We start from the raw sequence: 25,099 nt of genomic DNA on the forward strand, positions 1-25,099 counted from the left end.
GCATGTCCAACGCCCCCACCAGTGAAGTGCTGCTGCGCCAGATCGAGCGCTTCCAGGGCCGCGTCCTGCTCGCCGGCCTGCCCGCCGACGCCCTGCTCGGCGATCTGCCGCAAGCCCAGGGCTGGAGCTGGCACGCCGGTGAAGCCCGCCAGTTGGAAGGTCGTTATCCCGGCCGCTGCCACTTCGGCGCCACGCCTCCCGCGGGCCGGTTCGATGCCGCCGTGCTGTTCCTGCCCAAGTCCCGCGAGCTGACCGACTACCTGCTCGCCGCGCTGGCCAGCTGCGTGCCGGACGGCGAGCTGTACCTGGTCGGCGAAAAGCGCGCCGGCGTCGAACGCGCCAGCAAGCAGCTCGGTGAATTCGGCCGCGCCAGCAAGCTGGACAGCGCCCGCCACTGCCAGCTGTGGCACACGCGCATCGACGGTGCACCGGCAGCGCCTGACCTGCATGCCCTTGCGCAACGCTACGAGCTGCCATTGGCCGACGGCCCGCTGCAGGTCGTTACCCTGCCCGGCGTATTCAGCCATGGCCGCCTGGACCGAGGCAGCGCGCTGCTGCTGGAGCACCTGGACCAGTTGCCAGCCGGCCACGTACTGGACTTCGGCTGCGGCGCCGGGGTGCTCGGCGCCACGCTCAAGCGACGTTATCCACAAAGCCGCCTGACCTTGCTGGATGTCGACGCCTTCGCCATCGAGAGCAGCCGCCTGACCCTCGCCGCCAACGGCCTGGACGGGGAAGTGATCGCCGGCGACGGCATCGACGCCGCGCCGGTAGGCCTCGCCGCCATCGTCAGCAACCCGCCCTTCCACCAGGGCGTGCACACCAGCTACGCCGCCACGGAGCACCTGCTGCGCCAGTCGGCCCGGCATCTGGCCAGTGGCGGCGAGCTGCGCCTGGTAGCCAACAGCTTCCTGAAATACCCGCCGCTGATCGAACAGCACCTGGGTCCCTGCCGCACCCTGGCCGAGGCCGACGGCTTCCGTATCTACAGCGCCCGGCGCTGATCCAAGGCTCGCACTACACTCCACGCAGCCCGCTGGATCGGCGCATCGCCGCTCGCCCTGAACTATCGAGGACACCTGTGAACCGAAGAATTAGAGATGACGTCGAACTGACTTTCGCCATGGGGCCCAAGGAGAAGCCACATCATCTGAAGCGCTCTCTCAAGCCGCGTCACCTGAACATGATCGCCATCGGCGGTTCCATCGGCACCGGTCTGTTCGTCGCCTCCGGCAGCACCATCGCCACCGCCGGTCCTGGCGGCGCGCTGCTGGCCTATGCGCTGATCGGCCTGATGGTGTTTTTCCTCATGACCAGCCTCGGCGAGCTGGCGGCGTACATTCCCGATTCCGGCTCTTTCTGTACCTATGGCAGCCGTTTCATCGACGATGGCTTCGGTTTCGCCATGGGCTGGAACTACTGGTACAACTGGGCGGTGACCATCGCCGCCGAATTGGTGGCCGCGCAGCTGGTGATGAAGTTCTGGTTCCCGGAAGTCTCGGGCATGGTCTGGAGCGCCGGTTTCCTCGGCATCATGTTCATGCTCAACTTCTTCTCGGTGAAGGGTTTTGGCGAGAGCGAATTCTGGTTCGCGCTGATCAAGGTGGTGGCCGTGGTGGTCTTCATCGGCATCGGCCTGGCCAGCATCATCGGCATCATGCATGGTATCGACAGTCCCGGCTTCAGCAACTTCACCACAGGGGATGCGCCCTTCGTCGGCGGCCTGCAGGCGATGATCGGGGTGGCAATGATCGCCGGCTTCTCCTTCCAGGGCACCGAGCTGATCGGCGTCGCCGCGGGCGAATCGGAGAATCCGCAAAAATCCATTCCCATCGCCATCCGCCAGGTGTTCTGGCGAATCCTGATGTTCTACATCCTGTCGATCTTCGTCATCGGCATGCTGATCCCCTACACCGATCCGAACCTGCTCAAGACCGACAGCAGCGACATCAGCACCTCGCCCTTCACCCTGCTGTTCGAGCGCGCGGGCCTGGCTGCCGCTGCCGGCGTAATGAACGCGGTGATCCTCTCGGCGATCCTCTCGGCGGGTAACTCGGGCATGTACGCCTCGACCCGGATGCTCTACACCATGGCCACCCAGGGCAAGGCGCCGCGCCTGTTCACCCAGGTGTCCGAAAGCGGCGTGCCGCGCTATGCCCTCTACGCCACCACGCTGATCGGCGCGCTGTGCTTCCTCACCAGCTTCATCGGCGACAAGACCGTCTACACCTGGCTGCTCAACGCCTCGGGCATGTGCGGCTTCATCGTCTGGCTGGGTATCGCCGTGTCGCACTACCGCTTCCGCAAAGGCTTCGTGCTGCAGGGCGGCAATCTCAACGACCTGCCCTACCGCGCCAAGTGGTTCCCCTTCGGCCCGCTTTTCGCCTTCTGCCTCTGCCTGGTCATCACCCTGGGGCAGAACTACCAGGCCTTCGTCGGCGATCACGTGGACTGGGCCGGCCTCGTTGCCACCTACATCACCATCCCGCTGTTCCTGGCGATCTGGCTGGGCTACCGCTTCAAGAACGGCACCCGCTTCGTCCGCTACGAGGACATGGACATCCGCCCCGCCCGCGATTGATCTGCCGCGCAGGCTTGCCCAAGTCCTGCGACTTGGGCAGAATGCGCCCCGTCCTAGGGGAGTAGTCTCCCGCGAGCGCCCTGCTCGCCCGGTACGCGTCAACACACTTGGTCCGCAGACCATGGCGCGTACGATCCAGGCCTGCAGTGTTCAGGCCGGGGTTTGACAAGACCTATGACACGAGCAACCTGACCCGGGGCGGGCAGGTGGCGCGTGTCATGGTGTTTAGTCGACCCGCCCCCTTTAGGAAGCCTGATGGAATCCCTCTTCGTCCCCACCCTGATCGTTGCCCTCGCGGAAATCGGCGACAAGACGCAACTGCTCGCGCTCGTTCTCGCCGCGCGTTTCCGCAAGCCCTGGCCGATCATCGCCGGGATCATCGCCGCCACTCTGGCCAACCATTTCGCCGCCGGCGCGGTGGGCAGCTGGGTCGCCTCGTTCTTCTCGGAAAGCACGCTGAGCTGGGTACTGGCCGTGTGCTTCCTGGCGGTAGCTGGCTGGACCTTGATTCCGGACAAGCTGGATGACGACGAAGAGGGCTCGCTGAAGAAGTTCGGCCCCTTCCTCACCACGCTGATCGCCTTCTTCCTCGCCGAGATGGGCGACAAGACCCAGGTCGCCACCGTGATGCTGGCCGCGCAGTACCCGCATTTCTGGCTGGTAGTCATCGGCACCACCCTGGGCATGCTGATCGCCAACGTGCCGGTGGTACTGGCCGGCAACTTCGCCGCCGAGCGCCTGCCGCTGAACCTGATTCGTCGCCTGGCCGCCGCCGCCTTCGCCATCCTCGGCCTGGCCGCGATCTACCATGCGCTGAAGCTCTCCGGGGTATTCTGACCGACAGCTTTTCGCGAGGAGGCCGGCGCGCCGGCCAATGCCTGTGTATCGCCCGCGATACACAGTGGCGCCTGAGCCTCCCATGACAAAGGACGTCGCCATGCCGGAAAAAGACCTGAAGCGAATCGCCCGCCACCACATCGACCTCGCCTGGAACAAGGGACACCTGGCGCTGGTGGAGCAGTTGCACAGCCCGGACTTCATCTACAAGAGTGCCTTCACCGCCCAGCCGCTGGACAATGCCGGCTACCGGACACTGGTGGAGGAAATCCGCAGTGGCATGGAGGACCTGGAAGTGGCAGTGGAAGAATGCATCCGCGAAGGCAACAAGGTCTTCACCTGGAGCACCCTGATGGGCAGCATCGCCCGTCCGGTGCTGGGGTATCCGGTCAGCGACCGCATCGTCAGCATCTCGGCCATGGGCTTCTGGGTATTCAACAGCCAGGATCAGGTGCAGGAGTTGTGCACGCTGTTCGACATGGAAAGTTTCCGCGCGCAGATGGGGCTGCCCAACCGGCCCTTCGCCGAGAAAGCACTGCCCTGACAAAAAAGCCCGGCATCTGCCGGGCTTTTTCTTTGGGTCCGCGCTCACGCACAACTGCCGACGTCTTTGTAGGATGGGTGGAGCGCAGCGATACCCATGCAATCCATGCGCGGCGCTGATGGGTATCGCTGTGCTCCACGCCATCCTACGAGTTGCCAATCAGAGGTAATCGTTGGCGTGGAACCAGGAAATGGCCCGCTCCAGTGTGTCCTCCAGCGGCACATGGGACTCGAAGCCCAGTTCCTCCCGTGCCTTGCGGCCATCGAGGAACTGCCCGCCGGCCATCACCTCGATGGCAGTGTCGTCCAGCAACGGCATCTTGCCGGTCAGGCGATAGCGCCAGCGGCCCAGCGTCGCCAGTGCGCGGGCACGGTGCAGCGGCATCGGGGTCGGCGCGGGCTTGCCCAGCAGCCTGGCGATGGTCGCGGTCAACGCGCCCATCTCGATGTTATGCCCGGTGAGCAGATAACGTTCCCCCACCCGGCCGCGCTCGAGCGCCGTCAACAGACCGCGCCCGGCCTCGGAAGCATCGATGACGTTCCGCCGGCCTGGTACGTAATGCAGCATCTCGTCGCGGCCGATGGCGGTGATCAGGCGCCCGGTAGTCGGGCCGATGTCCAGCTCGCCCAGGACCATGCCGGGAATCCCGATGACCACCGGCAGGCCGCCGCGGGCCTGCTCGCGAGCCTGCTCGTCCAGCGCCCATTTGCACATGACGTAGGCACTCTTGCCGGTGGGCAGCCCTTCATAGAACAGCCCCTCGTGCCCCGGCAGCCCTTGCGGGTGCGAGGGCATGGCGAAGGCCGAGCCGACGTAGAGGATGCGCGGCACTTTCGCCTGCAGGCAGGCGGCGTAGAAATGGTTGGTCAGGTCCAGCGCGCTGGCGACCTCTTCCTGCCAGCGACGCGGGCGCACCGGATAGTAACCGGCGCTGAAGATCACTGCGTCCAGCCCACTGAGTGCACGGGCCATGCCCTGGTGGTCGAAAAGCTCGGCCACCCGGCACTCTGGCTCCAGGTAGGCCAGGCGCTGGATCTGCGACGAGGGTCGGTGGATCAGCACCAACTGGTGGCCGGCCGCCTTGATCGCGCGGGCGGCATGGTGGCCCAGGAGCCCGGTGGCTCCAAGTACAGCGATTTTCACGGGTGCTCCCTGTTCACTGGATCGGGCAGCGCAACCTTACGCCACCCTTGGCCGTTCGAGAGAATCACGAACCACTGCTTAACGGGTCTTGGCCTGCTCGTAGAGCGGCATGACCTTGGGGATGGCGGCCTGCAGGTTGGCCATCCGCGTGCTGTCCGCCGGGTGCGTGCTGAGGATTTCCGGCGGTGCATCGCCGTTCGATGCCTGGCCCATTTTCTGCCAGAGGGTCATCGCGGCGTTGGGGTTATAGCCGGCTCGCGCCGCCAATTCCAGGCCTATCAGGTCAGCCTCGTTCTCGTTCTGCCGGCTGTTGGGCAGGGTCAGGCTGTACTCGACCACCTGATGGGCCAGGTCCACGCTGTTCTGCCCCAACCCCAGCAAGGCGCCACCGATGCCCAGGCCCATCTGCTCGGCATAGGCGCGGGACATGGCCTCGCGGCCGTGCTCACGCAGGGCGTGGGCGATCTCGTGGCCCATCACCGCGGCCAGCTCATCGTCGGTGAGCTTGAGCTGATCGATCAGCCCGGTGTAGACGATGATCTTGCCACCCGGACCGCAGTTGGCGTTGAGCTCGTCGCTCTTGATCACATTGACTTCCCACTGCCAGGACGGCGCGTCGGAGCGGAACGCGCCGGTCTGCGGAATCAGCCGCGCGGCAATGGCCTTCACGCGCTTGGCGTCGCTGCTGCTGGCATCCAGCTTGCCGGCCTTGGAGGCCTCGCCGAGGGTCTGCTGGTAGGACTGCGCGTACATCTGGTCGACCTGTGCGCTGGACAGCATGCTGAACATGGTCTGTTTGCGCTCGACGCCGACGACGCCACCGCTGGTGGTGTTCACCTGCTGGCAGGCGGTCAGCATCAGCGCGGCGGCCAGGCCGGCGATACGGAAAACTCTGGGCATGTTGCTCTCCCGAAACAATGCAATCTCCCACGGACAGCGCGCATGGTAGGCCCACCCCCGATGCCCGGCAACTGGCAGAAAACAGCCGGCACAGCAGTGACTTAGGAAACCGGACCGGCTCAGCGGATGGAGCCATGGATCGCTCGTCGTGGCGGACTCGATGGAGGTCGTTCCTCCCTGCGAGATAAGCGCGGATGACACCCTTCCCCCCTATCCAATTACCGGTATCGGGTGCTCATCGCGGCCAGATAATTTCATTTTGACATCACATGCTAGACCTCCCGGCCAGCGCCGACAATCCTGCGACAGACGGCGAACGGTCGCGTTACAACCCATTACAACGGCCCCCTAAGGAAAACACCTGGGCCTGCCGATACAGATAGACACGCAGACCTCTGGCGCATTCCGGGTACCCGTATGAAATTCAAGTCGATCCAGTTTTCCGTGGTGGCGCTGGCCGGTGCCAGCGTTCTGGCAGTGGTCGCGGCGCTGGTGCTTTACGCCCTGTTCGCCGGATCACGCACCCAGGCGCTGGTGCAGGAGCGCACCCAGGCGCTGCTCGAACAGGTCATCAACGAACGCCTGGTGGCCCTGGCCCGTGGCCAGGTCGCGCAGATCCAGCGCGAACTGGAATACCCCCTCACGGTTGCCCGCGACCTGGCCAACACCAATGCCCTGCTGGATGAGACCGACGCCAATGGCCAGCCGCTGCTGGGCATCGGCCGCGCCGGAATGTCCAACCTGCTGCGCCAGACCGTGGCGCAGAACCCCAAGCTGCTCGACGCCTTCGCCGGCTGGGAACCCAACGCCTTCGCCGGCAACGACAGCCAGTACTCGGGCCTGCCAGGCTACGACGCCAGCGGGCGCTTCATGCCCTGGTGGTACCGCAAGGACGGCGGCCTGACCGTGGAAGCCATGGGCGACACCCTGGAAAGCCAGAAGATGCAGCCCACCGGCGTGCGCGAAGGCGAGTACTACCTGTGCCCGAAAGAGAAGCACCAGCCCTGCATCATCGACCCGGCCCCCTATGAGATGGCCGGCAAGATGGTGCTGATGTCCTCGTTCAACGCGCCGATCATGGTCAAGGGCCAATTCAAGGGCACCGTCGGCGTGGACCTGTCGCTGGACTTTATCCAGGACCTGCTCAAGACCGCCGACAGCCAGCTCTACGACGGCGCCGGCGAGATGGCGCTGATCTCCACCAACGGCCGCCTGGTCGCCTACACCAAGGACCCGGCCAAGCTCGGCGAAGCCGCGAGCAGCGTGCTCGATGCCAATGAGGTGGCCAACCTCGCCAAGCTCACCCTCGACCAGCCGCTGACGTCGGTGGACAAGGAGCACGGCCATATCGAGCTGTTCCTGCCCTTCACCATCGCCGACTCCGGCGCGCGCTGGACGCTCATGCTGCAACTGCCGCAGGAAGCCGTGCTGGGCGACCTGAACCGGCTGCAGAGCGACCTGAAAACCCAGCGCGACAGCGACACCCTGGGCATGACCCTGGTCGGCCTGCTGATCGCCGCCATCGGCCTCGCCGTGATCTGGCTGGTCGGCCACGGCATCGCCCGCCCGCTGCGCCAACTGGTCGGCATGCTCGACGACATCGCCCAGGGCGAAGGCGACCTGACCCGCCGCCTCTCCAGCGACCGCGCCGACGAGCTGGGCTCCATCGCCAAGGGCTTCAACACCTTCCTGGTCAAACTGCAGGGCATGATTGGCCAGGTGGTGACCTCGGTGCAGCATGTCAGCGATTCCTCCGAGCACACCGCCGACATCGCCATCCGCACCAACCAGGGTGTGCAGAAGCAGCTGGCGGAGATCGAGCTGGTGGCCACCGCCGTCCACGAAATGACCGCCACCGCCCAGGACGTGGCGCGCAACGCCACCCACGCCGCCGAGGCAGCCAACCATGCCGACCAGGCCGCGCACCACGGCAAGCGCATCGTCGAAAGCAGCTCGGCGGCGATCCAGGCGCTGGCCAGCGAGATCGGCCGCGCCGTGGGCGTGGTGCAGTCGCTGGCCCGTGACAGCGAGAACATCAATGCGATTCTGGTGGCCATCCGCGGCATCGCCGAGCAGACCAACCTGCTGGCGCTCAACGCCGCCATCGAAGCCGCCCGCGCTGGCGAGCAGGGCCGCGGCTTCGCGGTGGTCGCCGACGAAGTGCGCAACCTGGCGCAGAAGACCCAACAGGCCACCCAGGAAATCCAGTCGATGATCCAACAGTTGCAGAACGGTACCCGCGAAGTGGTGCAGGTGATGCAGCAGAGCCAGGACAAGACCGAGGCCAGCGTGCGTCATGCCGGCGAAGCGGCCCAGGCGCTGGAGTCGATCACCCAGGCGGTGTCGGTGATCAACGACATGAACACCCAGATCGCCAGTGCAGCCGAGGAACAGAGCGCGGTGGCCGAGGATATCAACCGCAACGTCACCAATATCGGCATGGTCGCCAACCAGGTGGCCGGCGGCGCCGACGAAGCCTCCCAGGCCAGCGCCGAGCTGACCAAGCTGGCCGAGCAGCAGCGCAGGCTGGTGAATCAGTTCAAGGTGTGACGCGCGGCGGCTGACGCTGCGGCGTCAACCGGCCACCTGGGGCGACAGGGGTTTCGCAGGAGCGGCCGCCGCTGTCCGCACCTGCGGGAATGCCCTCAGGCCGGCGTCAGGCACTCCGGCCCGTTGCAGGCGGGGTCATTGATGAAGTTCGCCAGCGCCTGCTCGCGCAGCCGCGCCTGGGGCAACTGCAGCAATTCCAGCAAGCGCGCCGTTGGCGTCTCGTTCGACAGCCACTGCGCCTGCTCGGCCGCATCGAGGATCAAGGGCCGGCGCAGGTCGCCCGCCGCCTGGGTGAGCATCGCCACGCTGTAATAAATGTGGCCTTCCACCGGATACGCCTCCCACACCCCCGCGAAGCAGATCAGTCCACCTCCTGATACCCAGTGCGGCCGCTTGCGCACGCCGCGCCACTCGTAGAAGCCGTTGGCCGGCAGCAGGCAGCGCCGCTGGGCGAAGGCGTCACGGAACATCGGCTGTTCGGCGATGGTTTCCGTGCGGGCGTGAGCGGGGGTTCGCGACAGGTCCTTCAGCCAGGCCGGCGTCAGCCCCCAGCGGGCGAGGTCGGCATGGCGCACTCCGTTCTCCTCGCGCAGCATCAGCACACGGGCGCCAGGCGCGACATTCCACTGCGGCTGCAGGTCGGCGGGGAAGCCGGCGTTTTCGGCAAGCTCGCGGTTCCAGCGGAACAGGGCGTAGCGGCTCGTCATGGGAACTCGATAAGCGACATCAGCAGAGCAGGACGCCGGGACCGCCTTCATGATCGTCGGCACAGCCCGGCAAGGGTTGCGCGGCATTGTACGCGGCGATCAGTTCGCGCGCCTGCTCCGCCACCTCGTCCTCCACCCACAAGTGCAGCAGGTCCATTCCCGGCAGCTCGCCGATGCCGCCGACCAGGTGGCGCCCGCCCAGGTGCGACGAAATGCCCTCGTTGGCCAGCATGCCGCCCAGCAGTTCGGCTTCGATCAGGTCGGCAGGTGCGTAGATTCGCTGCATCAATCGTCCTCGCGCTGGACTTCCAGGGACCATTCCACCCCATCGGTGTGGAGCTGGAACAGGATCGGCCGGCAACACACCGGGCAATCTTCATAGTAGCTCTGGTCGCCTCCGGAGAGGTCGAGCACGGCCTCGGCCGGCTCTCCGCAATAGGGACAGGAATAGGCCTGACTTTCGAGCATCGCTGGTTCCCCCGTGACTTCCGTTTATAATCGCGCGGTCTTTTTGGGTGCCCGCCCGGCCGGCGAGTCGGCGGCATACCCGTCCGGGCCGTCTAGTTCGCGGCCCGTCCCGTGATACCCCTGGAATTCTATAGAGAGCATGATGGGCGAGTTCGAAGCCATCCGACCGTACAACGACACCGAAGTCCCGGCTGTCCTGCAGCGCCTGCTGAGCGACGACGCCTTCCTCGGCGCGCTGGCGCGTTACCGTTTTCCGCGTCTGTCCGGTCCGTTCGGCTGGCTGCTCAGACCTCTTATAGCCCATCGGCTGGCCCGCGAAGTCACCGGCATCCGCAGCGTCAGCGAGCTGCAGCACAAAGTCGAGCCCTACGTCGACCGTACCATCGAGCATGCCACAGACGGCGTCACCTATTCAGGCGTCGAGCGCCTGCAATCCGGCCGTGCCTACCTGTTCATCGCCAACCACCGCGACATCGTGGTGGACCCGGCTTTCTGCAACTACGCGATCTACCACGCCAAGCTGCCGACGCCGCGCATCGCCATCGGCGACAACCTGCTGCAGAAGCCCTTCGTCAGCGACCTGATGCGCTTGAACAAGAGCTTCATCGTGCACCGCTCGATCAGCGGCCGCCGCGAGAAGCTGGCGGCGTACCAGAACCTCTCGGCCTATATCAATCATTCGATCTGCCAGGACGGTCAGTCGATCTGGATCGCCCAGGCCGAAGGACGGGCCAAGGACGGTGACGACCGCACCGATTCGGCGATCCTCAAGATGTTCCACATGAGCCGCAAGGACGAGCCTTTCGCCGAGGTGATCCGCCAACTGCACCTGATCCCGGTGTCCATCAGCTACGAATACGACCCCTGCGATGCCGCCAAGGCCCGCGAGCTGTTCACCCGCGCCACCACCGGCGAATACAGGAAGGCGCCGGGCGAGGACGACCGCAGCATCGTCCAGGGCATCACCGGCTACAAGGGCCGGGTGCACATCAACTTCGGCGAGGAGATCACCGGCGACTTCGCCGATGCCAAGCAGCTCGCCGCCGAGCTGGACCGGCAGATCCTCGGCAATTACCGGTTGTTCCCGGTGCACTACCTCGCGTACGAGGCCTCCGACCTGCGCGACGCCGCACTGAACGTGCCGCGCGCGGAGACCCTGTTCAAGGCCGAGGAACTGCAGCGCGCACGCACCGAATGGGAGCGCCGCCTGGGCGAATGCCCCAGCGAGCAGCGCGGCCACCTGATCCTGCAGTACGCCAACCCTGTGCTGAACCAGTACCGGCTCAAGCAGCCGGCATGAAAAAAGGCGCCCTCGGGCGCCTTTTTCGATTTTCCGTCCTGGATCAGAGCTGGGTGCTGTACCAGCTTACCGTCACGGCCAGCGCCATGCAGGCGAAGCCGAAACGGTAGAAGAAGCGGTTCATCCGCGCGGTCGGCTCAAGGCTGTCCAGCGGCACCGGCGCGACTTCGCTCTCGGCGGCCAGGCGCGCGAGGGCCAGGCGCTCGCGGCGACGTGTCGCCAGCAGCAGCCAGCCTCCGGCCAGGGCGAAGAACAGGGCCAGGTCGTTCACGATACGACCGGGATGGGCCTGGAACAGACTCCAGAGCGCCTGCAGCGACATCACAACCTCCGCTTCAGAACTGCACGCCAACGACTTCGAAGCAAAGCGGGGTCAGTCTGGACGAACGGGCATGGCCCGTCATGGATGAGAAACAATCGACGCGCATTTTATCCGCTGGGTCGCCCTCGCAGCCAGCGCGCAACGCTTATTTACGACGAGCGTAAGAATTATCGAGAAATGGTCTAAGGCCTTTCCCGCGCCCTGGCACGGTGCTGGCTTCATCGAATTCTGCAAACCCGGTCTTTCGCCAAGGAGATTCGCCATGCTCGACATCATCCCCCACGAAAATGCCTACCTGATCGAACACCTCGAAGAAATCGAAGCCGTGGTCGTCGAACTGTCGTTCAACGTCCAGGACGACCATTGGCTGGTCTACACCCAGGCCTGCGGCCACGAGCACCTGGACCTGCCGGAAACCGACGAGCGCATGCGTTCTTTCGAGGTCGACCCGTACCGCCAGGCCGCCTGATCGCCTCCACTCAGCGCCCATTAAAAAGCCCGCCTTCCGGCGGGCTTCTTCATTTCCCCGTCGCTCAGCGCTGGTTCAGCGTCTGGCCGATGGTCGGGTCCTTGAACACGCGGGTCAGCGCGTCGCTGAGCACTTCGCTCACCAGCTTGGTGTTGGTCGCCTGGTTGGGTGCCATGCCGAAGCGCTGGTTGGTCGAGGCGCCGTAGCGGCCGCTGTAGCGGCGGGTGCCGCTCTGCACGTCGGCGCGGAAAGTGGCGCCAATGTCGGCCTCGGTGACATACATGCCTTCCTTGGGCGACTGGTACTTCAGTTCGGCCAGGGTCAGGGTCAGTTGCGGCGCGTTGTAGGCGTTGGCCGACGGGGTGAAGCCCAGCAGGCGCACGGCGGTCTCAGCCTGCAGCTGCAGCTTGGGGATGACGTCTTCGCTGCGCACGGTCAGCTGGCTGGTTTCCGAATACAGGCCGCCACGGGTACCCAGCGCGGTGCTCGGACGACCGTCGACGACTTTCACCACCACCGGCTGGCCCTGGCCAACGGCGGCGACCGGGCCCTTGAACTCGGGCGTCGGGTTGAGTTGTTGCGGGCTGAGGGCGCAGCCGGTCAAGGTCAGGCTGGCGGCAGCAATAAAGCCGAGCAACAGGCGAGGCAGCATGCTCATCTCTCCATGGGGTAAGCGATGGCCGGCAGTATACCGGCGGGCAGCGCGGTCAGATAGCGCTTGGCCATTGGACGCGGAACCCGTTCTCAGGGTTCCCTCACTGCGCGTCGATAAGCCGCCTTGCCCCCTGTGCGGACCAGACGTAGCGGGAGGGTTACACATGGCCAATCAAGGGGTACACACTAGGAAAAAAGTCTAAGGTACAGAGCTTTTTTTTGTGTTTCGCCGTTATAATCGCCCCCCGATTATAAGGACGCCTCCTGGTCGGGCCCCGCACGATGCCGACACACCGTGTCTCGCCTCTGCCACCCCTCAAAGAGAGTCGCCACTCGCCTCGGTCACTGGCCGTCGCGCTTTGTACGTTCGTTGCGCAGAACTTGGCAAGGATGCAGCCGCCCCCTCCGCACGGAGACCGGACCGGCCCGCGACGACGATCCCCTTTGAGCTTCACGCCTCCAAAAGAGCGTGATCGAAGGTTTTTCACTACTTCATGAGAGTGTGGCGAGCAATGAAGAGTTTTGCGTTGGTAGCACCATTGACGTCTGACCCCGCAGCACTGAATCGCTTTTTCGGCACCGGAAGCCGCGCGTAAGCGCCACTTTCGCATGCACTTGCGGATGAACTGTTCCGCCGTGGACTGCCGAGAAGGAGCGCATTTCCCTCCTCTGCCCACGGCCCGAGACATCCGCGAAAGGTCCTTTGCGACCTGAGAAGAATTCGGACAGGCAATTTTTACGCACCTGAGCGAAAGCCCCCTGTCACAACTGGCTGCTGATAGTTTTGGAGACGCGTTAATGGCGCAGAACGAAATCGAATCGATGGACGTGCTGCTGGTCGGCGCCGGCATCATGAGCGCAACCCTGGCTGTCCTGCTCAAGGAAGTCGATCCGGGCGTGAAGCTCGAGATCGTCGAACTGCAGGAATCCGGAGCCATCGAGAGTTCCAACCCGTGGAACAACGCCGGCACCGGTCACGCCGGCCTCTGCGAGCTGAACTACACACCACAGGCGGCCGACGGCTCGATCGACATCAAGAAGGCGGTGAACATCAACGCCCAGTTCGAAGTGTCCAAGCAGTTCTGGGCCTACCTGACCGGGAAGGACGCCTTCGGCGCACCGCGCAACTTCATCAACCCCGTTCCGCACATGAGCTTCGTGCGCGGCAAGGACATTCCCTTCCTGAAGAAGCGCTTCGAGCTGCTCAGCCAGCACCACGCCTTCTCCTCGATGGAGTACACCGAGGACCGCGCGAAGATCGCCGACTGGGCCCCGCTGACCATGCCCGGCCGCCCGGCCGACGAGCAGGTCGCGATGACCCGTGTGGAAAGCGGCACCGACGTCAACTTCGGCGCCCTGACCAACCAGCTGCTGGGCTACCTTTCCAGCCGCGAAGGCAGCGAAGTCCGTTACTTCCAGAAGGTCGTGGGCCTCGAACGCTCCGGCGACGGCTGGCTGGTGGACATCAAGAACACCCAGACGGGCGATGCGCGCAAGGTCAAGGCGAAGTTTGTCTTCCTCGGCGCCGGCGGCGGCGCACTGCCGCTGCTGCAGATGTCCGGCATCCCGGAAAGCAAAGGCTTCGGCGGCTTCCCGGTGAGCGGCCAGTGGCTGCGCTGCGACAACCCGGAAGTGGTCAAGCAGCACCAGGCCAAGGTCTACAGCCAGGCCGAAGTGGGCGCCCCGCCGATGTCCGTGCCGCACCTGGACACCCGCGTGGTCGAGGGCAAGACCTCGCTGCTGTTCGGCCCCTACGCCGGCTTCTCCACCAAGTTCCTGCGCCACGGTTCGTTCCTCGACCTGCCGCTCTCGGTGCGCACCAGCAACCTGCTGCCGATGCTCGCCGTGGCCCGCGACAACATGGACCTCACCCGCTACCTGGTGAAGGAAGTCATGCAGTCCATGGACCAGCGCATCGAAGCCCTGCGCAAGTTCTACCCGGAGCTGAACCCGGCCGACTGGCGCCTCGAAACCGCCGGCCAGCGTGTGCAGATCATCAAGAAGGACCCGAAGAAAGGCGGCATCCTGCAGTTCGGTACCGAACTGGTGGCGGCCCAGGACGGCAGCATCGCCGCCCTGCTCGGCGCATCGCCGGGTGCCTCGGTCACCGTCTCGATCATGCTGGGCCTGCTGGAGCGCTGCTTCCCGGAGCGCTACAAATCGGCCGAGTGGACCGCGAAGCTCAAGGAGATCTTCCCGGCCCGCGAGAAGCAGCTGGAAACCGACGCCGCGACCTATCGCGAAGTCAACCAGATGACCGCCGACCGTCTGCAGATCGTCGCCGCGTCCTGAGTGCTGTACCCATGAAAAGGCCCCGCCATCCGGCGGGCTTTTTCGTTTCCGTGTTCGGCGCGGCTCAGTGACAGCTGACCATCCAGCCAACGCCGAAGCGGTCGGTGAGCATGCCGAAGCGCTGCGCCCAGAAGGTCTTTTCCAGCGGCATTTCCACCCGCCCCTCCTCCGCCAATGCGGCAAACGCCTGCTCCGCCGCCACCACGCTGCGCAACGTCAGGTGCAGGGAGAAACCATTGAAAGCGGCGTTATGCTCGCCGCGGCCATCGGACAGGAAGATTTCCGTCTCGCCGATCTGCAGGCTGGCGTGCATCACCTTGTCCAGCCAGCCATCGGGTACCGGTGCGGGGCCCGGTGCCTCCTCAAAGCGCATCAGCGCCCCCAGCTGAGCCCCCACCGCGTGTTGGTAGAAGGCAATGGCCTCATCGGCGCGACCATGGAAAAACAGATAGGGCTGTACTTGCACGGCTTCGTCCTCGCCTTGTCGTTATCGTTCTGAGGAGAAGTCTAGGCGGGGATTCGACGAGGGTCCGGCGAGTCTGTTCGTAGGATGGGTGGAGCGCAGCGATACCCATGCCGTTCGCGGCTCGGAAGTGATGGGTATCGCTTCGCTCCACGCCATCCTACATGGAGTTTTCCCGCTGAGTTCCCGAACAAAAAAGCCCGCACAAGGCGGGCTTTTCGGCGAATCGAACCGATCAGCCGCGGGCTGCCTTGATCACTTCGATGTAGGGCTCGGCCTGGCGCTGATCCTGGATCAGGGCGATGAAGTCCTGGCCCTGGGCATCCTTGGCGGACAGGTCGTAGCCGGCTTCGACGAAGAAACCGACGAAGCGCTCGAAGTCGTCGATGCGCAGGCCGCGGTAGGCCTTGACCAGCTTGTGCAGGGACGCCGGGGTGTCGTCGGCCGGTTCCACGTCGAGGAACAGCTTGATGGCGTCGTCGTTGATCTCTTCGCCAATCACCTGCTTCTTGTCTTTACGCATCGCTCGCTTCTCTCTACGGCTGTCTCGGGAATCGCGGCCGGCAGCGGCTCAGGCCGGGCACCACGGGTCGGGCAGTTTACCCCCGCGTCGGGCGCGGCTCAACGCGCACGCACCGCGCCGGTGTGCAGGTCGGCCCAGATATGGCCGTTGCCGTAGGTGAGGAACTGCACGTAGACGGTGCCGTTGCGCAACAGGTCGAGCAACTGTGGATAAGCCGCCTGCGGGTAGTACAGGCTGAGCACGCGGGTCTTCTCGTCGTAGACCGGCTTCTTCAGGCTCTTGCCCTCACCATCGAAGCTGATCACCACCTGGCTGATCTGCGCGCCCTTGTTCAGCGGCTTGCCCTTGAGGCGCAGCATCGCGGGCGTAGTGATCGGGATGGGCTGCTGGTTGGACTGGCGCTGGTTGCCCAGCACCACACTGTATTCGGTGACCTGCAGCAGTTGCTGCTGCTCCGGCTCGCCCTGGCGCAGGCCGGCGTCGTCCGGCGGCAGGAACTGGCTGTGCATCGGTGCGGCACCAGCCTCTGCGGCAACACCAAGCGGAAGGCAGAACAACAGCGCCAGCAAGGCGCCTGGTATGCGAACGGACATCATCACCTCCGCGGGACAGGGCCGAGCACTCTAGCACGCGCCCGAAGCGCCACGACAGGCGCTCATGGCAAGCCCGGCGATACATTGATAGCCTTCAAAGCAACACCCCCAATACATCGCCACTCACGAATCGAAAACCGCCATGCTGCACAACGTCTCCGACCTCGACCTGCGCCTGCTGCGCATCTTCGCCTGCGTGGTGCGCTGCGGGGGATTCTCCGCCGCACAGGGCGAACTGGGCATGGGCCAGTCGACCATCAGCACGCACATCGCCAGCCTGGAGACGCGACTGGGCTATCGCCTGTGCGAACGCGGCAAGAGCGGCTTTCGCCTGACCGAGAAAGGCGAGCGGGTGCTGGACTACGCACAGAACCTGTTCGCCGCGCTGGGTGACTTCCGCGACCAGGTGCAATCCCTCGCAGGGCGACTGGTCGGCGAACTGCACCTGGGCCTGGCCGACAATATCGCCACCCTCCCCGACGCACGCATCCACCAGACCCTGGCGCGCTTCAACCGCCGCGACCAGGACGTGCGCCTGCATTTCCTCATCGAATCCTCCAGCGAACTGGAGCGCCTGGTACTCAGCGGCCGCCTGCACCTGGCCATTGCCTGCTTCAGCCGGCGCCTGCCGAACCTGCGCTACGAGCCGCTGTACCACGAGCGGGTAGCGGTGTTCTGCGGGCGCGAGCATCCGTTGTTCGACAAACCAGTGAAGGACGCGGGAGAGCTGGAAAGCTGCGACTGGATCCAGCACGGCTATGCGGTCGCCGACGTGCAGTTGCCGGCCGACCCGCAACGCAGCACGGCCTTCGCCCAGCACATGGAGGCAGTGCTCCACGCCGTGCGCGCGGGCACTCACCTGGGCTACCTGCCCACGCACTATGCCGAGCGCTGGGTGCAGCAGGGCGAGATGCGCGCGCTGCTGCCGGACAGCCTCGGCTACGGCATCACCCACAGCCTGGTGGTGCGCGACGAGCCGGGGCACAACGAAGCGCTCCAGGCGCTGGTCGAAGACCTGCGCCTGGAGCACGGGGTGACGCCGGTCAGCGCGGCGCGGTGATGTGCTTGATATCGAAGAACGCCGACAGCCCCCAGGGGCCCAGCTCGCGGCCGATGCCGCTGCGCTTGCCGCCGCCCCAGGAGGTCTGCGGGAATACCACTTGCGGCGAGTTCAGCCAGACGTTGCCGGCCTCCAGGCACTCGGCGACACGCTGGGCGCGCTCGAGATCGGCGCTGCACACGGTGGCGGCCAGGGCGAAATCGCTGTCGTTGGCCTGACGCAGGGCATCCGCTTCATCACTGAAGGTGCGCACGCACAGCACCGGGCCGAAGATTTCCTCGCGCCACAGGCGGCTGTCCGCCGGTACGTCGGTGTAGACGGTCGGCTGGATGAACCAGCCCTCGGTCGCTTCGCCGCCGGTCAGGCAGGCCAGGCCTTCGTCGCGGGCGACCGCGAAATAGTCGAGCACCTTGCGGTACTGCGCTTCGCTGGTCATCGGGCCCATGTCGGTCTCACCGAGCAGCGAGTCACCGACGCGCAGGCCCTCCACCGCCACCTTCAGCTTCGCCAGCAGCGGCTGGGCGATGGATTGCTGCACCAGCAGGCGCGAGGTGGCGGAGCACATCTGCCCGGCGTTCCAGTAGACGCCGGCGATGATCCACTGCACGGCTTCGTCCAGGTCGCAGTCCTCGAACACCAGGATCGGCGATTTGCCGCCCAGCTCCAGGCCCACGGGCAGGGTGCGCGCTGCAGCGGCTTCCATGACCTTGCGGCCAACCACATTGCTGCCGGTGAAGGACAGCTTGGCGATGCCCGGATGGCTGCACAGCGCCGCGCCGGCATCAGCCAGGCCCGGCACCAGGTTCAGCACGCCGGCCGGCAGGCCGATGGCGTCGGCGATCTCGCCCAGCACCAGTTCGATCAGCGGAGTGATTTCCGAGGGCTTGAGCACCACGGTGCAGCCCGCCGCCAGGGCCGGTGCGACCTTCCAGGCGCTGGTCACCAACGGGAAGTTCCACGGCACGATCAGGCCGACCACGCCGATGGGCTCGAAGCGGGTCTGCGAGCGGTAGCCGGCGTCAGGCAGGGCTACCTCGGCGTTCTGCCGGGCGTCCAGCTGGTCGGCCAGTTCGGCGTAGTAGGCGAAGGTGGCCATGGCGTCGCCGATGTCGATTTCGGCTTCCAGGCGCGGCTTGCCGCTGGCCTGCATCTGCAGGGTGATCAGCGTTTCGCGGCGGGCTTCGAGCTGCTCGGCGAAAGCCCGCAGGTAACCGGCGCGTTGGGCGGCGCTGGTCAGTTTCCAGTCGGCGAAGGCGCGCCTGGCGGCAGCAACGGCGCGCTCTACATCGGACACACCGGCGCAGGCGACTTCCGGCAGCGCCTCACGGGTGGCGGGAGCGACCGGGCGCAGGACGGCGCCGCTGTCGGCGGCCTGCCATTGGCCATCGATATATAGGAGACGGGACATGCGAACCTCGAACGGTTGTCTGGTGAGGGTCGCAGGATAGGCAAAGCATGCATCGGTAAAAATGCGCGTTTACCCATGCACACATCGACACAGCTCGATGCGTGACCTTGGGTAGGAGCGGACTCCGTCCGCGATTGATTCATCGCCGCTTTGCTCGAACCGGGAGTTGGGCCAACCCATCGCGGACAGAGTCCGCTTCTACGCCCGTGCGGCATTCAGAGCGGGAAGTGCGAACGCATCCAGGCCAGGTACTCGGCAGCGCCCGGCTCGCCCTCGCGCGGCGCCCACTGGCCGCGCTCGTCCTCGCCCAGCGGCACGAAGGGGCCAGCCTTGGCTTCGAACATCACGCTGTCCGGCTCCAGCGCGACGATGGCGTGGAAGGTGCCGGGCGGCAGGTCGGCGCCGACGCACTCGCCGCCCGCGCGCAGCACGCGGGTCGTCAGCAGTTCACCACTGTCGGAGAAGATCAGCAGCCCCAGCGCGCCCTTCACCACCAGCAGGCTTTCGGCCTTGTCCGGATGGCGATGGCAGTGCGGCGGAATGTAGCTGTCCGGCTGCAGTGCATTGAGCAGGCGATGGCAGGGCTCGGTCTGCTCATGGAAGTTGTGGTTCTGCCGGCGCCGGGGGCTGGCGGCGGCACGGGCCGCGACCTCGTCGAACAGCACGCTGTCGAGAAAACGCGGCCCGTTCATCGTCACAAGCCTTTGACGGCGAAGATGCCGGCAGCGTTGCGCCAGTATCCCTTGTAGTCCATGCCGTAACCGAAGATGTAGCGGTCGATGCAGGACAGGCCCACGTAGTCGGCCTTCAGGTCCGGACGGGCCTTGCGGTCGTGATCCTTGTCGATCAGCACGGCGGTGTGCACGCGCTTGGCGCCGGCGTGCTTGCAGAAGTCCATGATCGCCGAGAGGGTGTGCCCTTCATCGAGGATGTCGTCGATGATCAGCACTTCGCGGTCGATGAAGGAGATTTCCGGCTTGGCCTTCCAGAACAGCTCGCCACCGGTGGTCTCGTTGCGGTAACGGGTCGCATGCAGGTAGGAGGCTTCCAGCGGGAAATTCAGCAGGGGCAGCAGCTTGCCGGAGAAGATCAGGCCGCCGTTCATCACGCAGAACACCACCGGATTGGTGTCGGCCAGGGAGCCGTTGATGGCCTCGGCCACACGGGCGATGGCGGCCTCTACCTCGGCGTTGGTGTACAGGCAGTCGGCTTCGGCCATGACTTGGCGGATGTGCGCGAGATCGACGGACATGGGGTTCTCCCGTGAAAAAGTGCGCAAAGGTACCTATCGGCGTGCCGTGGAGCAAGGGTCAGCGGACGAATGTCGCCGACAATCGTGGCCCAAGATAGCTAGGATGCATTACGCTACCGCAATTTTTTTGCCAGCCCGCCCGGAGAACCCGTCCATGCCCGTCCTCGAGATCCGCCATCCCCTGATCCGCCACAAGATCGGACTGATGCGCCGTCACGATATCAGTACCAAGAATTTCCGCGAGCTGGCCCAGGAAGTAGGCGCCCTGCTCACCTACGAGGCGACCAAGGACCTGCCGCTGGAAAACTACGAGATCGAAGGCTGGGCCGGCCCCGTGCAGGTGGAAAAGATCGCCGGCAAGAAGATCACCGTGGTGCCGATCCTGCGCGCCGGCATCGGCATGCTCGACGGCGTACTCAGCCTGATTCCGGGCGCCAAGGTCAGTGCCGTGGGCGTGGCGCGCAACGAGGAAACCCTCGAAGCGCACACCTACCTGGAAAAACTCGCGCCGGACATTGCCGAGCGCCGCTCGCTGATCATCGACCCGATGCTGGCCACCGGCGGCTCCATGGTCGCCACCATCGACCTGCTCAAGAAGGCCGGCAGCAAGGACATCCGCGCCATGGTGCTGGTGGCGGCGCCGGAAGGGATCAAGGCAGTCAACGATGCGCATCCGGACGTGCTCATCCTGACCGCATCCATCGACCAGTGTCTGAACGAGAACGGCTATATCATGCCGGGCCTGGGCGATGCCGGTGACAAGATCTTCGGCACCAAGCAGAAGGAAACCTGATCGATGGCCGATGAATTCAACGAACCGCTGTGGCGCCAGGTCATTTCTGGCGCGCAGATGCTCTTCGTGGCCTTCGGCGCGCTGGTGCTGATGCCGCTGATCACCGGCCTGGACCCGAACGTCGCGCTGTTCACCGCCGGCTTCGGCACCCTGATGTTCCAGATCGTCACCGGTCGCCAGGTACCGGTGTTCCTGGCCTCGAGCTTCGCCTTCATCACCCCGATCATCCTCGCCAAGGGCCAGTTCGGCCTGGCGGCGACCATGGGCGGCGTGGTGGCGGCGGGCTTCGTCTACACCTTCCTGGGCCTGGCGGTGAAGGTCAAGGGCACTGGCTTCATCGACCGCCTGCTGCCGCCGGTGGTCATCGGCCCGGTGATCATCTCCATTGGCCTGGCCATGGCGCCTATCGCCGCCAACATGGCGATGGGCAAGGCCGGTGACGGCACCGAACTGATCCCCTACAAGACCGCCATGTTCATCTCCATGCCGGCCCTGCTGACCACCCTGATCGTCGCGGTGTTCGGCAAGGGCATGCTGCGCCTGGTGCCGATCATTGCCGGCGTGCTGGTGGGCTACGGCCTGTCCTTCGCCTTCGGCGTGGTCGACGTGGCGAAGATCGTCGCCGCGCCCTGGCTGGAGCTGCCGAAGTTCACCGCGCCGGAATTCAACTGGCAGGCCATCCTGTTCATCGTCCCGGTGGCGCTGGCTCCGGCCATCGAGCACATCGGCGGCGTCATCGCCGTGGGCGGCGTGACCGGCAAGAACTACCTGAAGACCCCGGGCCTGCACCGCACCCTGCTGGGCGACGGCATCGCCACCTCCACCGCCGGCCTGTTCGGCGGCCCGCCGAACACCACCTACGCGGAAGTGACCGGCGCGGTGATGCTGACCAAGAACTACAACCCGAAGATCATGACCTGGGCGGCGGTGTTCGCCATCGGTCTGGCCTTCATCGGCAAGTTCGGCGCCATCCTGCAGAGCATTCCGGTACCGGTGATGGGCGGCATCCTCTGCCTGCTGTTCGGCACCATCGCCTCGGTGGGCATGAACACCCTGATCCGCCACAAGGTGGACCTGTCCCAGGCGCGCAACCTGTGCATCGTCTCGGTCACCCTGGTGTTCGGCATCGGCGGCGTGCTGATCGGCACCGGCACCGGCCCGGACGATTTCGGCCTCAAGGGCATCGCCCTGTGCGCCATTGTCGCCATCCTGCTGAACCTGATCCTTCCGGGCGAGGAAGGCTGGGAAAACAAGGCGCTGGAGCAAGGCGCCGGTGAGTCTCCCACCGAGAAGCCCGCCGAGTGAGGCAGCGGCGCCGCCGCAAGGCGGCGCCGCTCCCACGGAAAGTTGGGCGAACGCCACATGCCGATCACGGTCCACTCAGCATGACAGTTCGATTCCGACCGGAGGCTCTGCCCATCCGCTTCGCCTCGCTCGTTCCGTTTTTTCCTTCGCAGGTGCGCCCGTGAGCCGTGCCTGGTGGCTGTTGCTCGGCCTGATAGGCGCCTCACTGATCCCGCTGGCGCTTGGCGGGCGCGAAATGCTGGCGCATGTCCTCGCCTTTCCCCGCGACCAGTTGCTGATCATGTTCGGCATGATCTGCCTGTGCTGGCTGATCAATGCTCAGAAGCTGCGGGTGCTGCTCAACGGCCGCGCAGGCGAGATCGGCAAGGCACGCTCGGTGGGCATCATCATGGCCTCCGAGTTCGCCTTCTACGCCACCCCCGGCGGCACCGGCGGCCCGCTGACCCTGATGGCCCTGCTGGCACGCCACGGCATGCGCCCGGCGCACAGCAGCGCGATCTTCGCCGTGGACCAATTGAGCGATCTGCTGTTCTTCCTCTGCGCGCTGGCGGCGGTGCTGGTCTGGGCGCTGTCCCACAGCGTCAGCCCGAACCTGGAGACCTCACTGATCACCAGCGGCGTGCTGCTGGGCGGGATCTTCTTCGGCGTGGTGCTGCTGGCGCGCTTCCAGCGCCGGGTGATCAAGGCCAACGGCCGATTGTTCAAGCGCCTGGGGATGAAGCCACGCACGCGCCTGCACTGGGCGCGCAAGGCCCTGCATTTCCGCGACACCCTGGTGAGCTGCCTGCTCCAGCCCAAGCGCCGGCTGCTGCTGATCTTCTTCTTTACCTGCTGCCACTGGATCCTGCGCTTCTCGGTGCTCTATATCACCTTGAAAGCACTGGGCGTGGACCTGCACTGGGCCTGGGCTTTCCTGATCCAGTTACTGTCACTGGCGGCGGGCCTGGCGACGCTGCTGCCGGGTGGCGCTGGCGGTACGGAGTTGACCAGCGCCGCGCTGCTCGCCCCGCTGGTGGGCAAGTCCACGGCGGCCGCGGCCATCCTGATCTGGCGCGTGGTGACCTACTACTTCTACCTGGTGATGGGCGCGCCGGTGTTCGCCCTGATGGCGGGCCGGCCCTTGCTGCGCAAGCTGATCGGGATGCGCGAACGCGCCTGAGGCTCAGTCGCCGGAGGTCGTATCATCCTCGGACGGCGCCTCGCCTTTGAGCGAATCCCAGAGCTCGGCGGCGCCGGGAAACTCGGTGCCGTCCTCGTCGCTCAGCGCGTCGGGATCGTAGCGGCTGGTACAGCCTTCGCCCAGGGTGGGCGGCGGGGTGGCGGTGCCGGGGTTCTTCGGGTCGCTCATGTCGGCCATCTCCTTTGAGCGCAGCATCCGCCGCCGATGACGGCGGAAGCCTGCGGAGTACCCAGTCTAGAACGAGAGGATCAGTCGAACACCACGGTCTTGTTGTCGTGCACCAGCACGCGGTCTTCCAGGTGGTAGCGCAGGCCGCGGGCCAGCACCAGCTTCTCCACGTCCTTGCCCAGGCGCACCAGGTCTTCGATGTTGTCGCGGTGGCTGATGCGCACCACGTCCTGCTCGATGATCGGGCCGGCGTCCAGTTCCTCGGTCACGTAGTGGCAGGTCGCGCCGATCAGCTTCACGCCGCGCAGCGACGCCTGGTGGTACGGCTTGGCGCCGACGAAGGACGGCAGGAAGCTGTGGTGGATGTTGATCACCTGGTGGCGGTACTTCTGGCACAGGTCCGGCGGCAGGATCTGCATGTAGCGCGCCAGCACCACGTTGTCGGCCTGATGCTCGTCGATCAGCCGCGAGACCTGCTCGAAAGCCGGCTGCTTGTTCTTCGGGTCCACCGGGACATGGAAGTACGGAATGCCGTGCCATTCCACCATGCTGCGCAGGTCATCGTGGTTGGCGATCACACAGGGGATCTCGCAGTCCAGCTCGCCGCTGTGCCAGCGGTGCAGCAGGTCGGCCAGGCAATGCGACTCGCGGCTGGCCATCAGTACGACGCGCTTCTTCACCGAGGAGTCGGTGATGCGCCATTCCATGGAGAACTCACGGGCAATCGGCGCGAAGGCCTGGCGGAAACCATCGATGTCGAACGGCAGGGAGTCGGCACGAATCTCATGCCGCATGAAGAACCAGCCGTTGTCGTTGTCGGAATGGTGACTGGCCTCGGTGATCCAGCCGTTGTAAGTGGCCAGGAAATTACTCACCTTGGCGACGATGCCAACCCCGTCGGGGCAGGCGATCACCAGTCGGAAAGTGCGCATGGGTGTACTCCAGATACATCGCGAAGGCGGCCATTCTAGCGGCTGCCGGGGAAAAGATCAGCCATTGCCGCGGTGCGCCGACGAGAGTCAGTTCAGCGCTGCGCAGTGCGCCGAATAATTACCTGCGAATGAATTATTTAAATAAGCGGACAATTACTCACAAAACTTTTCCCAAGCATTTACTTGAACAACTTCGCTGACTATTATGTCTACTACAAACTTTCCGCCACCGCTGGACCCAGAACAAGGTACCCAACATGTCGCTGATCAACGAGTACCGCGCTACCGAAGAAGCCATCAAGGAACTTCAGGAGCGCCTGAAATCCCTGGAGCAGGACGACAAGCTGAAGAAAGAGCTTGAGTTCGAAGAGAAACTTCGCGCGCTGATGGGCAGCTATGGCAAGTCCCTGCGTGACGTCATCGCCCTGCTCGATCCGGACGCGAAGCTGAGCAAATCGCCGCGCGCCGCAAAGACCACCGTGAGCAAGCGCGCTCGCAAGGTCAAGCAATACAAGAACCCGCACAACGGTGAAGTGATCGAAACCAAGGGCGGCAACCACAAGACCCTCAAGGAATGGAAAGCCAAGTGGGGCGCCGAAGCCGTGGAAGGCTGGGCCACACTGCTGGGCTAAGCCTTGCGGAGATGAAAAACGCC

At 65.1% G+C, this 25,099-nt stretch carries 28 protein-coding genes and 1 riboswitch; of the genes, 13 read left to right on the top strand and 15 right to left on the bottom strand.

Annotated features, from left to right (window positions below; translation table 11 throughout):
* Window positions 1-2: 2 nt before the first annotated feature.
* From MJ122_RS05040 to MJ122_RS05055, 4 genes are all read left to right on the top strand, one after another.
* Window positions 3-1,004 (top strand): class I SAM-dependent methyltransferase, encoded by a 1,002-nt coding sequence (locus tag MJ122_RS05040; protein WP_239742642.1) that lies wholly within the window; start codon window positions 3-5, stop codon window positions 1,002-1,004.
* A gap of 119 nt (window positions 1,005-1,123) precedes the next feature.
* Window positions 1,124-2,581, top strand: coding sequence for an amino acid permease (locus MJ122_RS05045; protein WP_239742834.1), 1,458 nt, complete (start codon window positions 1,124-1,126; stop codon window positions 2,579-2,581).
* A 44-nt stretch (window positions 2,582-2,625) separates the two neighbouring features.
* Window positions 2,626-2,830, top strand: a riboswitch (yybP-ykoY riboswitch).
* Window positions 2,831-2,836: 6 nt separating this feature from the next.
* Window positions 2,837-3,418 carry a TMEM165/GDT1 family protein gene (locus tag MJ122_RS05050; protein WP_138522165.1) on the top strand — a complete coding sequence of 194 codons (582 nt, stop codon included), beginning with the start codon at window positions 2,837-2,839 and terminating at the stop codon, window positions 3,416-3,418.
* A 100-nt stretch (window positions 3,419-3,518) separates the two neighbouring features.
* On the top strand, window positions 3,519-3,962 hold the full coding sequence (locus tag MJ122_RS05055; RefSeq protein WP_017519736.1) for a ketosteroid isomerase-related protein: 444 nt from the start codon (window positions 3,519-3,521) through the stop codon (window positions 3,960-3,962).
* A 159-nt stretch (window positions 3,963-4,121) separates the two neighbouring features.
* Here MJ122_RS05055 and MJ122_RS05060 read toward each other — a convergent pair whose 3' ends face one another.
* Window positions 4,122-5,105 (bottom strand): NAD-dependent epimerase/dehydratase family protein, encoded by a 984-nt coding sequence (locus MJ122_RS05060; protein ID WP_088419309.1) that lies wholly within the window; start codon window positions 5,103-5,105, stop codon window positions 4,122-4,124.
* A 78-nt stretch (window positions 5,106-5,183) separates the two neighbouring features.
* Window positions 5,184-6,005 carry a M48 family metallopeptidase gene (locus MJ122_RS05065; protein WP_088419307.1) on the bottom strand — a complete coding sequence of 274 codons (822 nt, stop codon included), beginning with the start codon at window positions 6,003-6,005 and terminating at the stop codon, window positions 5,184-5,186.
* 417 nt (window positions 6,006-6,422) lie between these two features.
* Here MJ122_RS05065 and MJ122_RS05070 point away from each other — a divergent pair, with 417 nt between their 5' ends.
* The gene (locus MJ122_RS05070; RefSeq protein ID WP_239742644.1) at window positions 6,423-8,555 is read left to right on the top strand and encodes a methyl-accepting chemotaxis protein; all 2,133 of its coding nucleotides are present in this window, start codon (window positions 6,423-6,425) and stop codon (window positions 8,553-8,555) included.
* 95 nt (window positions 8,556-8,650) lie between these two features.
* Here the strand turns inward: MJ122_RS05070 and MJ122_RS05075 are convergent, their stop codons facing one another.
* The 3 genes from MJ122_RS05075 to MJ122_RS05085 are packed head-to-tail and all read right to left on the bottom strand — an operon-like array spanning window position 8,651 to window position 9,730.
* A complete protein-coding gene (locus tag MJ122_RS05075) occupies window positions 8,651-9,262 on the bottom strand; it encodes an SOS response-associated peptidase (RefSeq protein ID WP_239742646.1) in 612 nt (203 codons plus the stop codon).
* Window positions 9,263-9,281: 19 nt separating this feature from the next.
* Window positions 9,282-9,548 (bottom strand): DUF2007 domain-containing protein, encoded by a 267-nt coding sequence (locus MJ122_RS05080; RefSeq protein WP_239742648.1) that lies wholly within the window; start codon window positions 9,546-9,548, stop codon window positions 9,282-9,284.
* Window positions 9,548-9,730, bottom strand: a complete 183-nt coding sequence (locus MJ122_RS05085) for a CPXCG motif-containing cysteine-rich protein (protein ID WP_017519730.1) — start codon at window positions 9,728-9,730, stop codon at window positions 9,548-9,550. The genes MJ122_RS05080 and MJ122_RS05085 overlap by 1 nt, the downstream gene beginning before the upstream one ends.
* Before the next feature lie 139 nt (window positions 9,731-9,869).
* Here MJ122_RS05085 and MJ122_RS05090 point away from each other — a divergent pair, with 139 nt between their 5' ends.
* Complete coding sequence (locus MJ122_RS05090) at window positions 9,870-11,030, top strand: 1-acyl-sn-glycerol-3-phosphate acyltransferase (protein WP_088419299.1); 1,161 nt, start codon at window positions 9,870-9,872, stop codon at window positions 11,028-11,030.
* Between the two features lie 43 nt (window positions 11,031-11,073).
* Here MJ122_RS05090 and MJ122_RS05095 read toward each other — a convergent pair whose 3' ends face one another.
* The gene (locus MJ122_RS05095; protein WP_017519728.1) at window positions 11,074-11,352 is read right to left on the bottom strand and encodes a hypothetical protein; all 279 of its coding nucleotides are present in this window, start codon (window positions 11,350-11,352) and stop codon (window positions 11,074-11,076) included.
* A 262-nt stretch (window positions 11,353-11,614) separates the two neighbouring features.
* Here MJ122_RS05095 and MJ122_RS05100 point away from each other — a divergent pair, with 262 nt between their 5' ends.
* Window positions 11,615-11,821 carry a hypothetical protein gene (locus MJ122_RS05100; protein WP_088419297.1) on the top strand — a complete coding sequence of 69 codons (207 nt, stop codon included), beginning with the start codon at window positions 11,615-11,617 and terminating at the stop codon, window positions 11,819-11,821.
* Between the two features lie 64 nt (window positions 11,822-11,885).
* On the opposite strand, the gene MJ122_RS05105 is transcribed toward MJ122_RS05100, so the two are convergent.
* Complete coding sequence (locus MJ122_RS05105) at window positions 11,886-12,473, bottom strand: YajG family lipoprotein (RefSeq protein WP_017519726.1); 588 nt, start codon at window positions 12,471-12,473, stop codon at window positions 11,886-11,888.
* An 800-nt stretch (window positions 12,474-13,273) separates the two neighbouring features.
* Between MJ122_RS05105 and mqo the strand changes: the two genes are divergently transcribed.
* Window positions 13,274-14,767 (top strand): malate dehydrogenase (quinone), encoded by a 1,494-nt coding sequence (gene mqo, locus MJ122_RS05110; RefSeq protein ID WP_017519725.1) that lies wholly within the window; start codon window positions 13,274-13,276, stop codon window positions 14,765-14,767.
* A gap of 64 nt (window positions 14,768-14,831) precedes the next feature.
* Here the strand turns inward: mqo and MJ122_RS05115 are convergent, their stop codons facing one another.
* The 3 genes from MJ122_RS05115 to MJ122_RS05125 form a co-directional block, all read right to left on the bottom strand.
* Window positions 14,832-15,233: a glyoxalase/bleomycin resistance/extradiol dioxygenase family protein gene (locus MJ122_RS05115; RefSeq protein WP_088419295.1), complete on the bottom strand. Its 402-nt coding sequence runs from the start codon at window positions 15,231-15,233 to the stop codon at window positions 14,832-14,834.
* A 232-nt stretch (window positions 15,234-15,465) separates the two neighbouring features.
* Complete coding sequence (locus MJ122_RS05120) at window positions 15,466-15,753, bottom strand: PA4642 family protein (RefSeq protein ID WP_017519723.1); 288 nt, start codon at window positions 15,751-15,753, stop codon at window positions 15,466-15,468.
* A gap of 98 nt (window positions 15,754-15,851) precedes the next feature.
* Window positions 15,852-16,346, bottom strand: a complete 495-nt coding sequence (locus MJ122_RS05125) for a hypothetical protein (protein ID WP_239742650.1) — start codon at window positions 16,344-16,346, stop codon at window positions 15,852-15,854.
* A gap of 142 nt (window positions 16,347-16,488) precedes the next feature.
* On the opposite strand from MJ122_RS05125, the gene MJ122_RS05130 reads away from it, so the two are divergent.
* Window positions 16,489-17,406: a LysR family transcriptional regulator gene (locus tag MJ122_RS05130; protein ID WP_239742652.1), complete on the top strand. Its 918-nt coding sequence runs from the start codon at window positions 16,489-16,491 to the stop codon at window positions 17,404-17,406.
* On the opposite strand, the gene MJ122_RS05135 is transcribed toward MJ122_RS05130, so the two are convergent.
* The 3 genes from MJ122_RS05135 to MJ122_RS05145 all read right to left on the bottom strand — a co-directional run bounded on the left by MJ122_RS05135 (window position 17,390) and on the right by MJ122_RS05145 (window position 20,066).
* Complete coding sequence (locus tag MJ122_RS05135) at window positions 17,390-18,814, bottom strand: aldehyde dehydrogenase family protein (protein ID WP_239742653.1); 1,425 nt, start codon at window positions 18,812-18,814, stop codon at window positions 17,390-17,392. The genes MJ122_RS05130 and MJ122_RS05135 overlap by 17 nt on opposite strands.
* A 215-nt stretch (window positions 18,815-19,029) precedes the next feature.
* Window positions 19,030-19,506: a WbuC family cupin fold metalloprotein gene (locus tag MJ122_RS05140; RefSeq protein WP_239742655.1), complete on the bottom strand. Its 477-nt coding sequence runs from the start codon at window positions 19,504-19,506 to the stop codon at window positions 19,030-19,032.
* 2 nt (window positions 19,507-19,508) lie between these two features.
* Window positions 19,509-20,066 (bottom strand): hypoxanthine-guanine phosphoribosyltransferase, encoded by a 558-nt coding sequence (locus MJ122_RS05145; RefSeq protein ID WP_017519718.1) that lies wholly within the window; start codon window positions 20,064-20,066, stop codon window positions 19,509-19,511.
* 154 nt (window positions 20,067-20,220) lie between these two features.
* Between MJ122_RS05145 and upp the strand changes: the two genes are divergently transcribed.
* The 3 genes from upp (at window position 20,221) to MJ122_RS05160 (ending at window position 23,323) form a co-directional block, all read left to right on the top strand.
* Window positions 20,221-20,859: a uracil phosphoribosyltransferase gene (gene upp / locus MJ122_RS05150; protein ID WP_081516307.1), complete on the top strand. Its 639-nt coding sequence runs from the start codon at window positions 20,221-20,223 to the stop codon at window positions 20,857-20,859.
* A gap of 3 nt (window positions 20,860-20,862) precedes the next feature.
* Window positions 20,863-22,164, top strand: coding sequence for a uracil-xanthine permease family protein (locus MJ122_RS05155; RefSeq protein WP_088419285.1), 1,302 nt, complete (start codon window positions 20,863-20,865; stop codon window positions 22,162-22,164).
* A 160-nt stretch (window positions 22,165-22,324) separates the two neighbouring features.
* Window positions 22,325-23,323 (top strand): lysylphosphatidylglycerol synthase transmembrane domain-containing protein, encoded by a 999-nt coding sequence (locus tag MJ122_RS05160; RefSeq protein WP_017519715.1) that lies wholly within the window; start codon window positions 22,325-22,327, stop codon window positions 23,321-23,323.
* A gap of 3 nt (window positions 23,324-23,326) precedes the next feature.
* On the opposite strand, the gene MJ122_RS05165 is transcribed toward MJ122_RS05160, so the two are convergent.
* Together MJ122_RS05165 and purU are read right to left on the bottom strand one after the other, a co-directional pair.
* Window positions 23,327-23,512 carry a hypothetical protein gene (locus tag MJ122_RS05165; protein ID WP_239742657.1) on the bottom strand — a complete coding sequence of 62 codons (186 nt, stop codon included), beginning with the start codon at window positions 23,510-23,512 and terminating at the stop codon, window positions 23,327-23,329.
* 80 nt (window positions 23,513-23,592) lie between these two features.
* Window positions 23,593-24,444: a formyltetrahydrofolate deformylase gene (purU, locus tag MJ122_RS05170; RefSeq protein ID WP_017519713.1), complete on the bottom strand. Its 852-nt coding sequence runs from the start codon at window positions 24,442-24,444 to the stop codon at window positions 23,593-23,595.
* Between the two features lie 257 nt (window positions 24,445-24,701).
* Between purU and mvaT the strand changes: the two genes are divergently transcribed.
* Window positions 24,702-25,076 carry a histone-like nucleoid-structuring protein MvaT gene (gene mvaT / locus MJ122_RS05175; RefSeq protein WP_017519712.1) on the top strand — a complete coding sequence of 125 codons (375 nt, stop codon included), beginning with the start codon at window positions 24,702-24,704 and terminating at the stop codon, window positions 25,074-25,076.
* The last annotated feature ends 23 nt before the right edge of the window (window positions 25,077-25,099 follow it).

The sequence above is a fragment of the Pseudomonas sp. DP-17 genome (assembly GCF_022380625.1).
GTDB lineage: Bacteria > Pseudomonadota > Gammaproteobacteria > Pseudomonadales > Pseudomonadaceae > Pseudomonas > Pseudomonas nitroreducens_A.

Coding starts and splice junctions, on each gene's coding strand:
- MJ122_RS05040 (WP_239742642.1), top strand. CDS start 3: ATGTCCAACGCCCCCACCAGTGAAGTGCTGCTGCGCCAGATCGAGCGC.
- MJ122_RS05045 (WP_239742834.1), top strand. CDS start 1,124: ATGGGGCCCAAGGAGAAGCCACATCATCTGAAGCGCTCTCTCAAGCCG.
- MJ122_RS05050 (WP_138522165.1), top strand. CDS start 2,837: ATGGAATCCCTCTTCGTCCCCACCCTGATCGTTGCCCTCGCGGAAATC.
- MJ122_RS05055 (WP_017519736.1), top strand. CDS start 3,519: ATGCCGGAAAAAGACCTGAAGCGAATCGCCCGCCACCACATCGACCTC.
- MJ122_RS05065 (WP_088419307.1), bottom strand. CDS start 6,005: ATGCCCAGAGTTTTCCGTATCGCCGGCCTGGCCGCCGCGCTGATGCTG.
- MJ122_RS05070 (WP_239742644.1), top strand. CDS start 6,423: ATGAAATTCAAGTCGATCCAGTTTTCCGTGGTGGCGCTGGCCGGTGCC.
- MJ122_RS05075 (WP_239742646.1), bottom strand. CDS start 9,262: ATGACGAGCCGCTACGCCCTGTTCCGCTGGAACCGCGAGCTTGCCGAA.
- MJ122_RS05080 (WP_239742648.1), bottom strand. CDS start 9,548: ATGCAGCGAATCTACGCACCTGCCGACCTGATCGAAGCCGAACTGCTG.
- MJ122_RS05085 (WP_017519730.1), bottom strand. CDS start 9,730: ATGCTCGAAAGTCAGGCCTATTCCTGTCCCTATTGCGGAGAGCCGGCC.
- MJ122_RS05090 (WP_088419299.1), top strand. CDS start 9,870: ATGATGGGCGAGTTCGAAGCCATCCGACCGTACAACGACACCGAAGTC.
- MJ122_RS05095 (WP_017519728.1), bottom strand. CDS start 11,352: ATGTCGCTGCAGGCGCTCTGGAGTCTGTTCCAGGCCCATCCCGGTCGT.
- MJ122_RS05100 (WP_088419297.1), top strand. CDS start 11,615: ATGCTCGACATCATCCCCCACGAAAATGCCTACCTGATCGAACACCTC.
- MJ122_RS05105 (WP_017519726.1), bottom strand. CDS start 12,473: ATGCTGCCTCGCCTGTTGCTCGGCTTTATTGCTGCCGCCAGCCTGACC.
- mqo (WP_017519725.1), top strand. CDS start 13,274: ATGGCGCAGAACGAAATCGAATCGATGGACGTGCTGCTGGTCGGCGCC.
- MJ122_RS05120 (WP_017519723.1), bottom strand. CDS start 15,753: ATGCGTAAAGACAAGAAGCAGGTGATTGGCGAAGAGATCAACGACGAC.
- MJ122_RS05125 (WP_239742650.1), bottom strand. CDS start 16,346: ATGTCCGTTCGCATACCAGGCGCCTTGCTGGCGCTGTTGTTCTGCCTT.
- MJ122_RS05130 (WP_239742652.1), top strand. CDS start 16,489: ATGCTGCACAACGTCTCCGACCTCGACCTGCGCCTGCTGCGCATCTTC.
- MJ122_RS05135 (WP_239742653.1), bottom strand. CDS start 18,814: ATGTCCCGTCTCCTATATATCGATGGCCAATGGCAGGCCGCCGACAGC.
- MJ122_RS05140 (WP_239742655.1), bottom strand. CDS start 19,506: ATGAACGGGCCGCGTTTTCTCGACAGCGTGCTGTTCGACGAGGTCGCG.
- MJ122_RS05145 (WP_017519718.1), bottom strand. CDS start 20,066: ATGTCCGTCGATCTCGCGCACATCCGCCAAGTCATGGCCGAAGCCGAC.
- upp (WP_081516307.1), top strand. CDS start 20,221: ATGCCCGTCCTCGAGATCCGCCATCCCCTGATCCGCCACAAGATCGGA.
- MJ122_RS05155 (WP_088419285.1), top strand. CDS start 20,863: ATGGCCGATGAATTCAACGAACCGCTGTGGCGCCAGGTCATTTCTGGC.
- MJ122_RS05165 (WP_239742657.1), bottom strand. CDS start 23,512: ATGAGCGACCCGAAGAACCCCGGCACCGCCACCCCGCCGCCCACCCTG.
- purU (WP_017519713.1), bottom strand. CDS start 24,444: ATGCGCACTTTCCGACTGGTGATCGCCTGCCCCGACGGGGTTGGCATC.
- mvaT (WP_017519712.1), top strand. CDS start 24,702: ATGTCGCTGATCAACGAGTACCGCGCTACCGAAGAAGCCATCAAGGAA.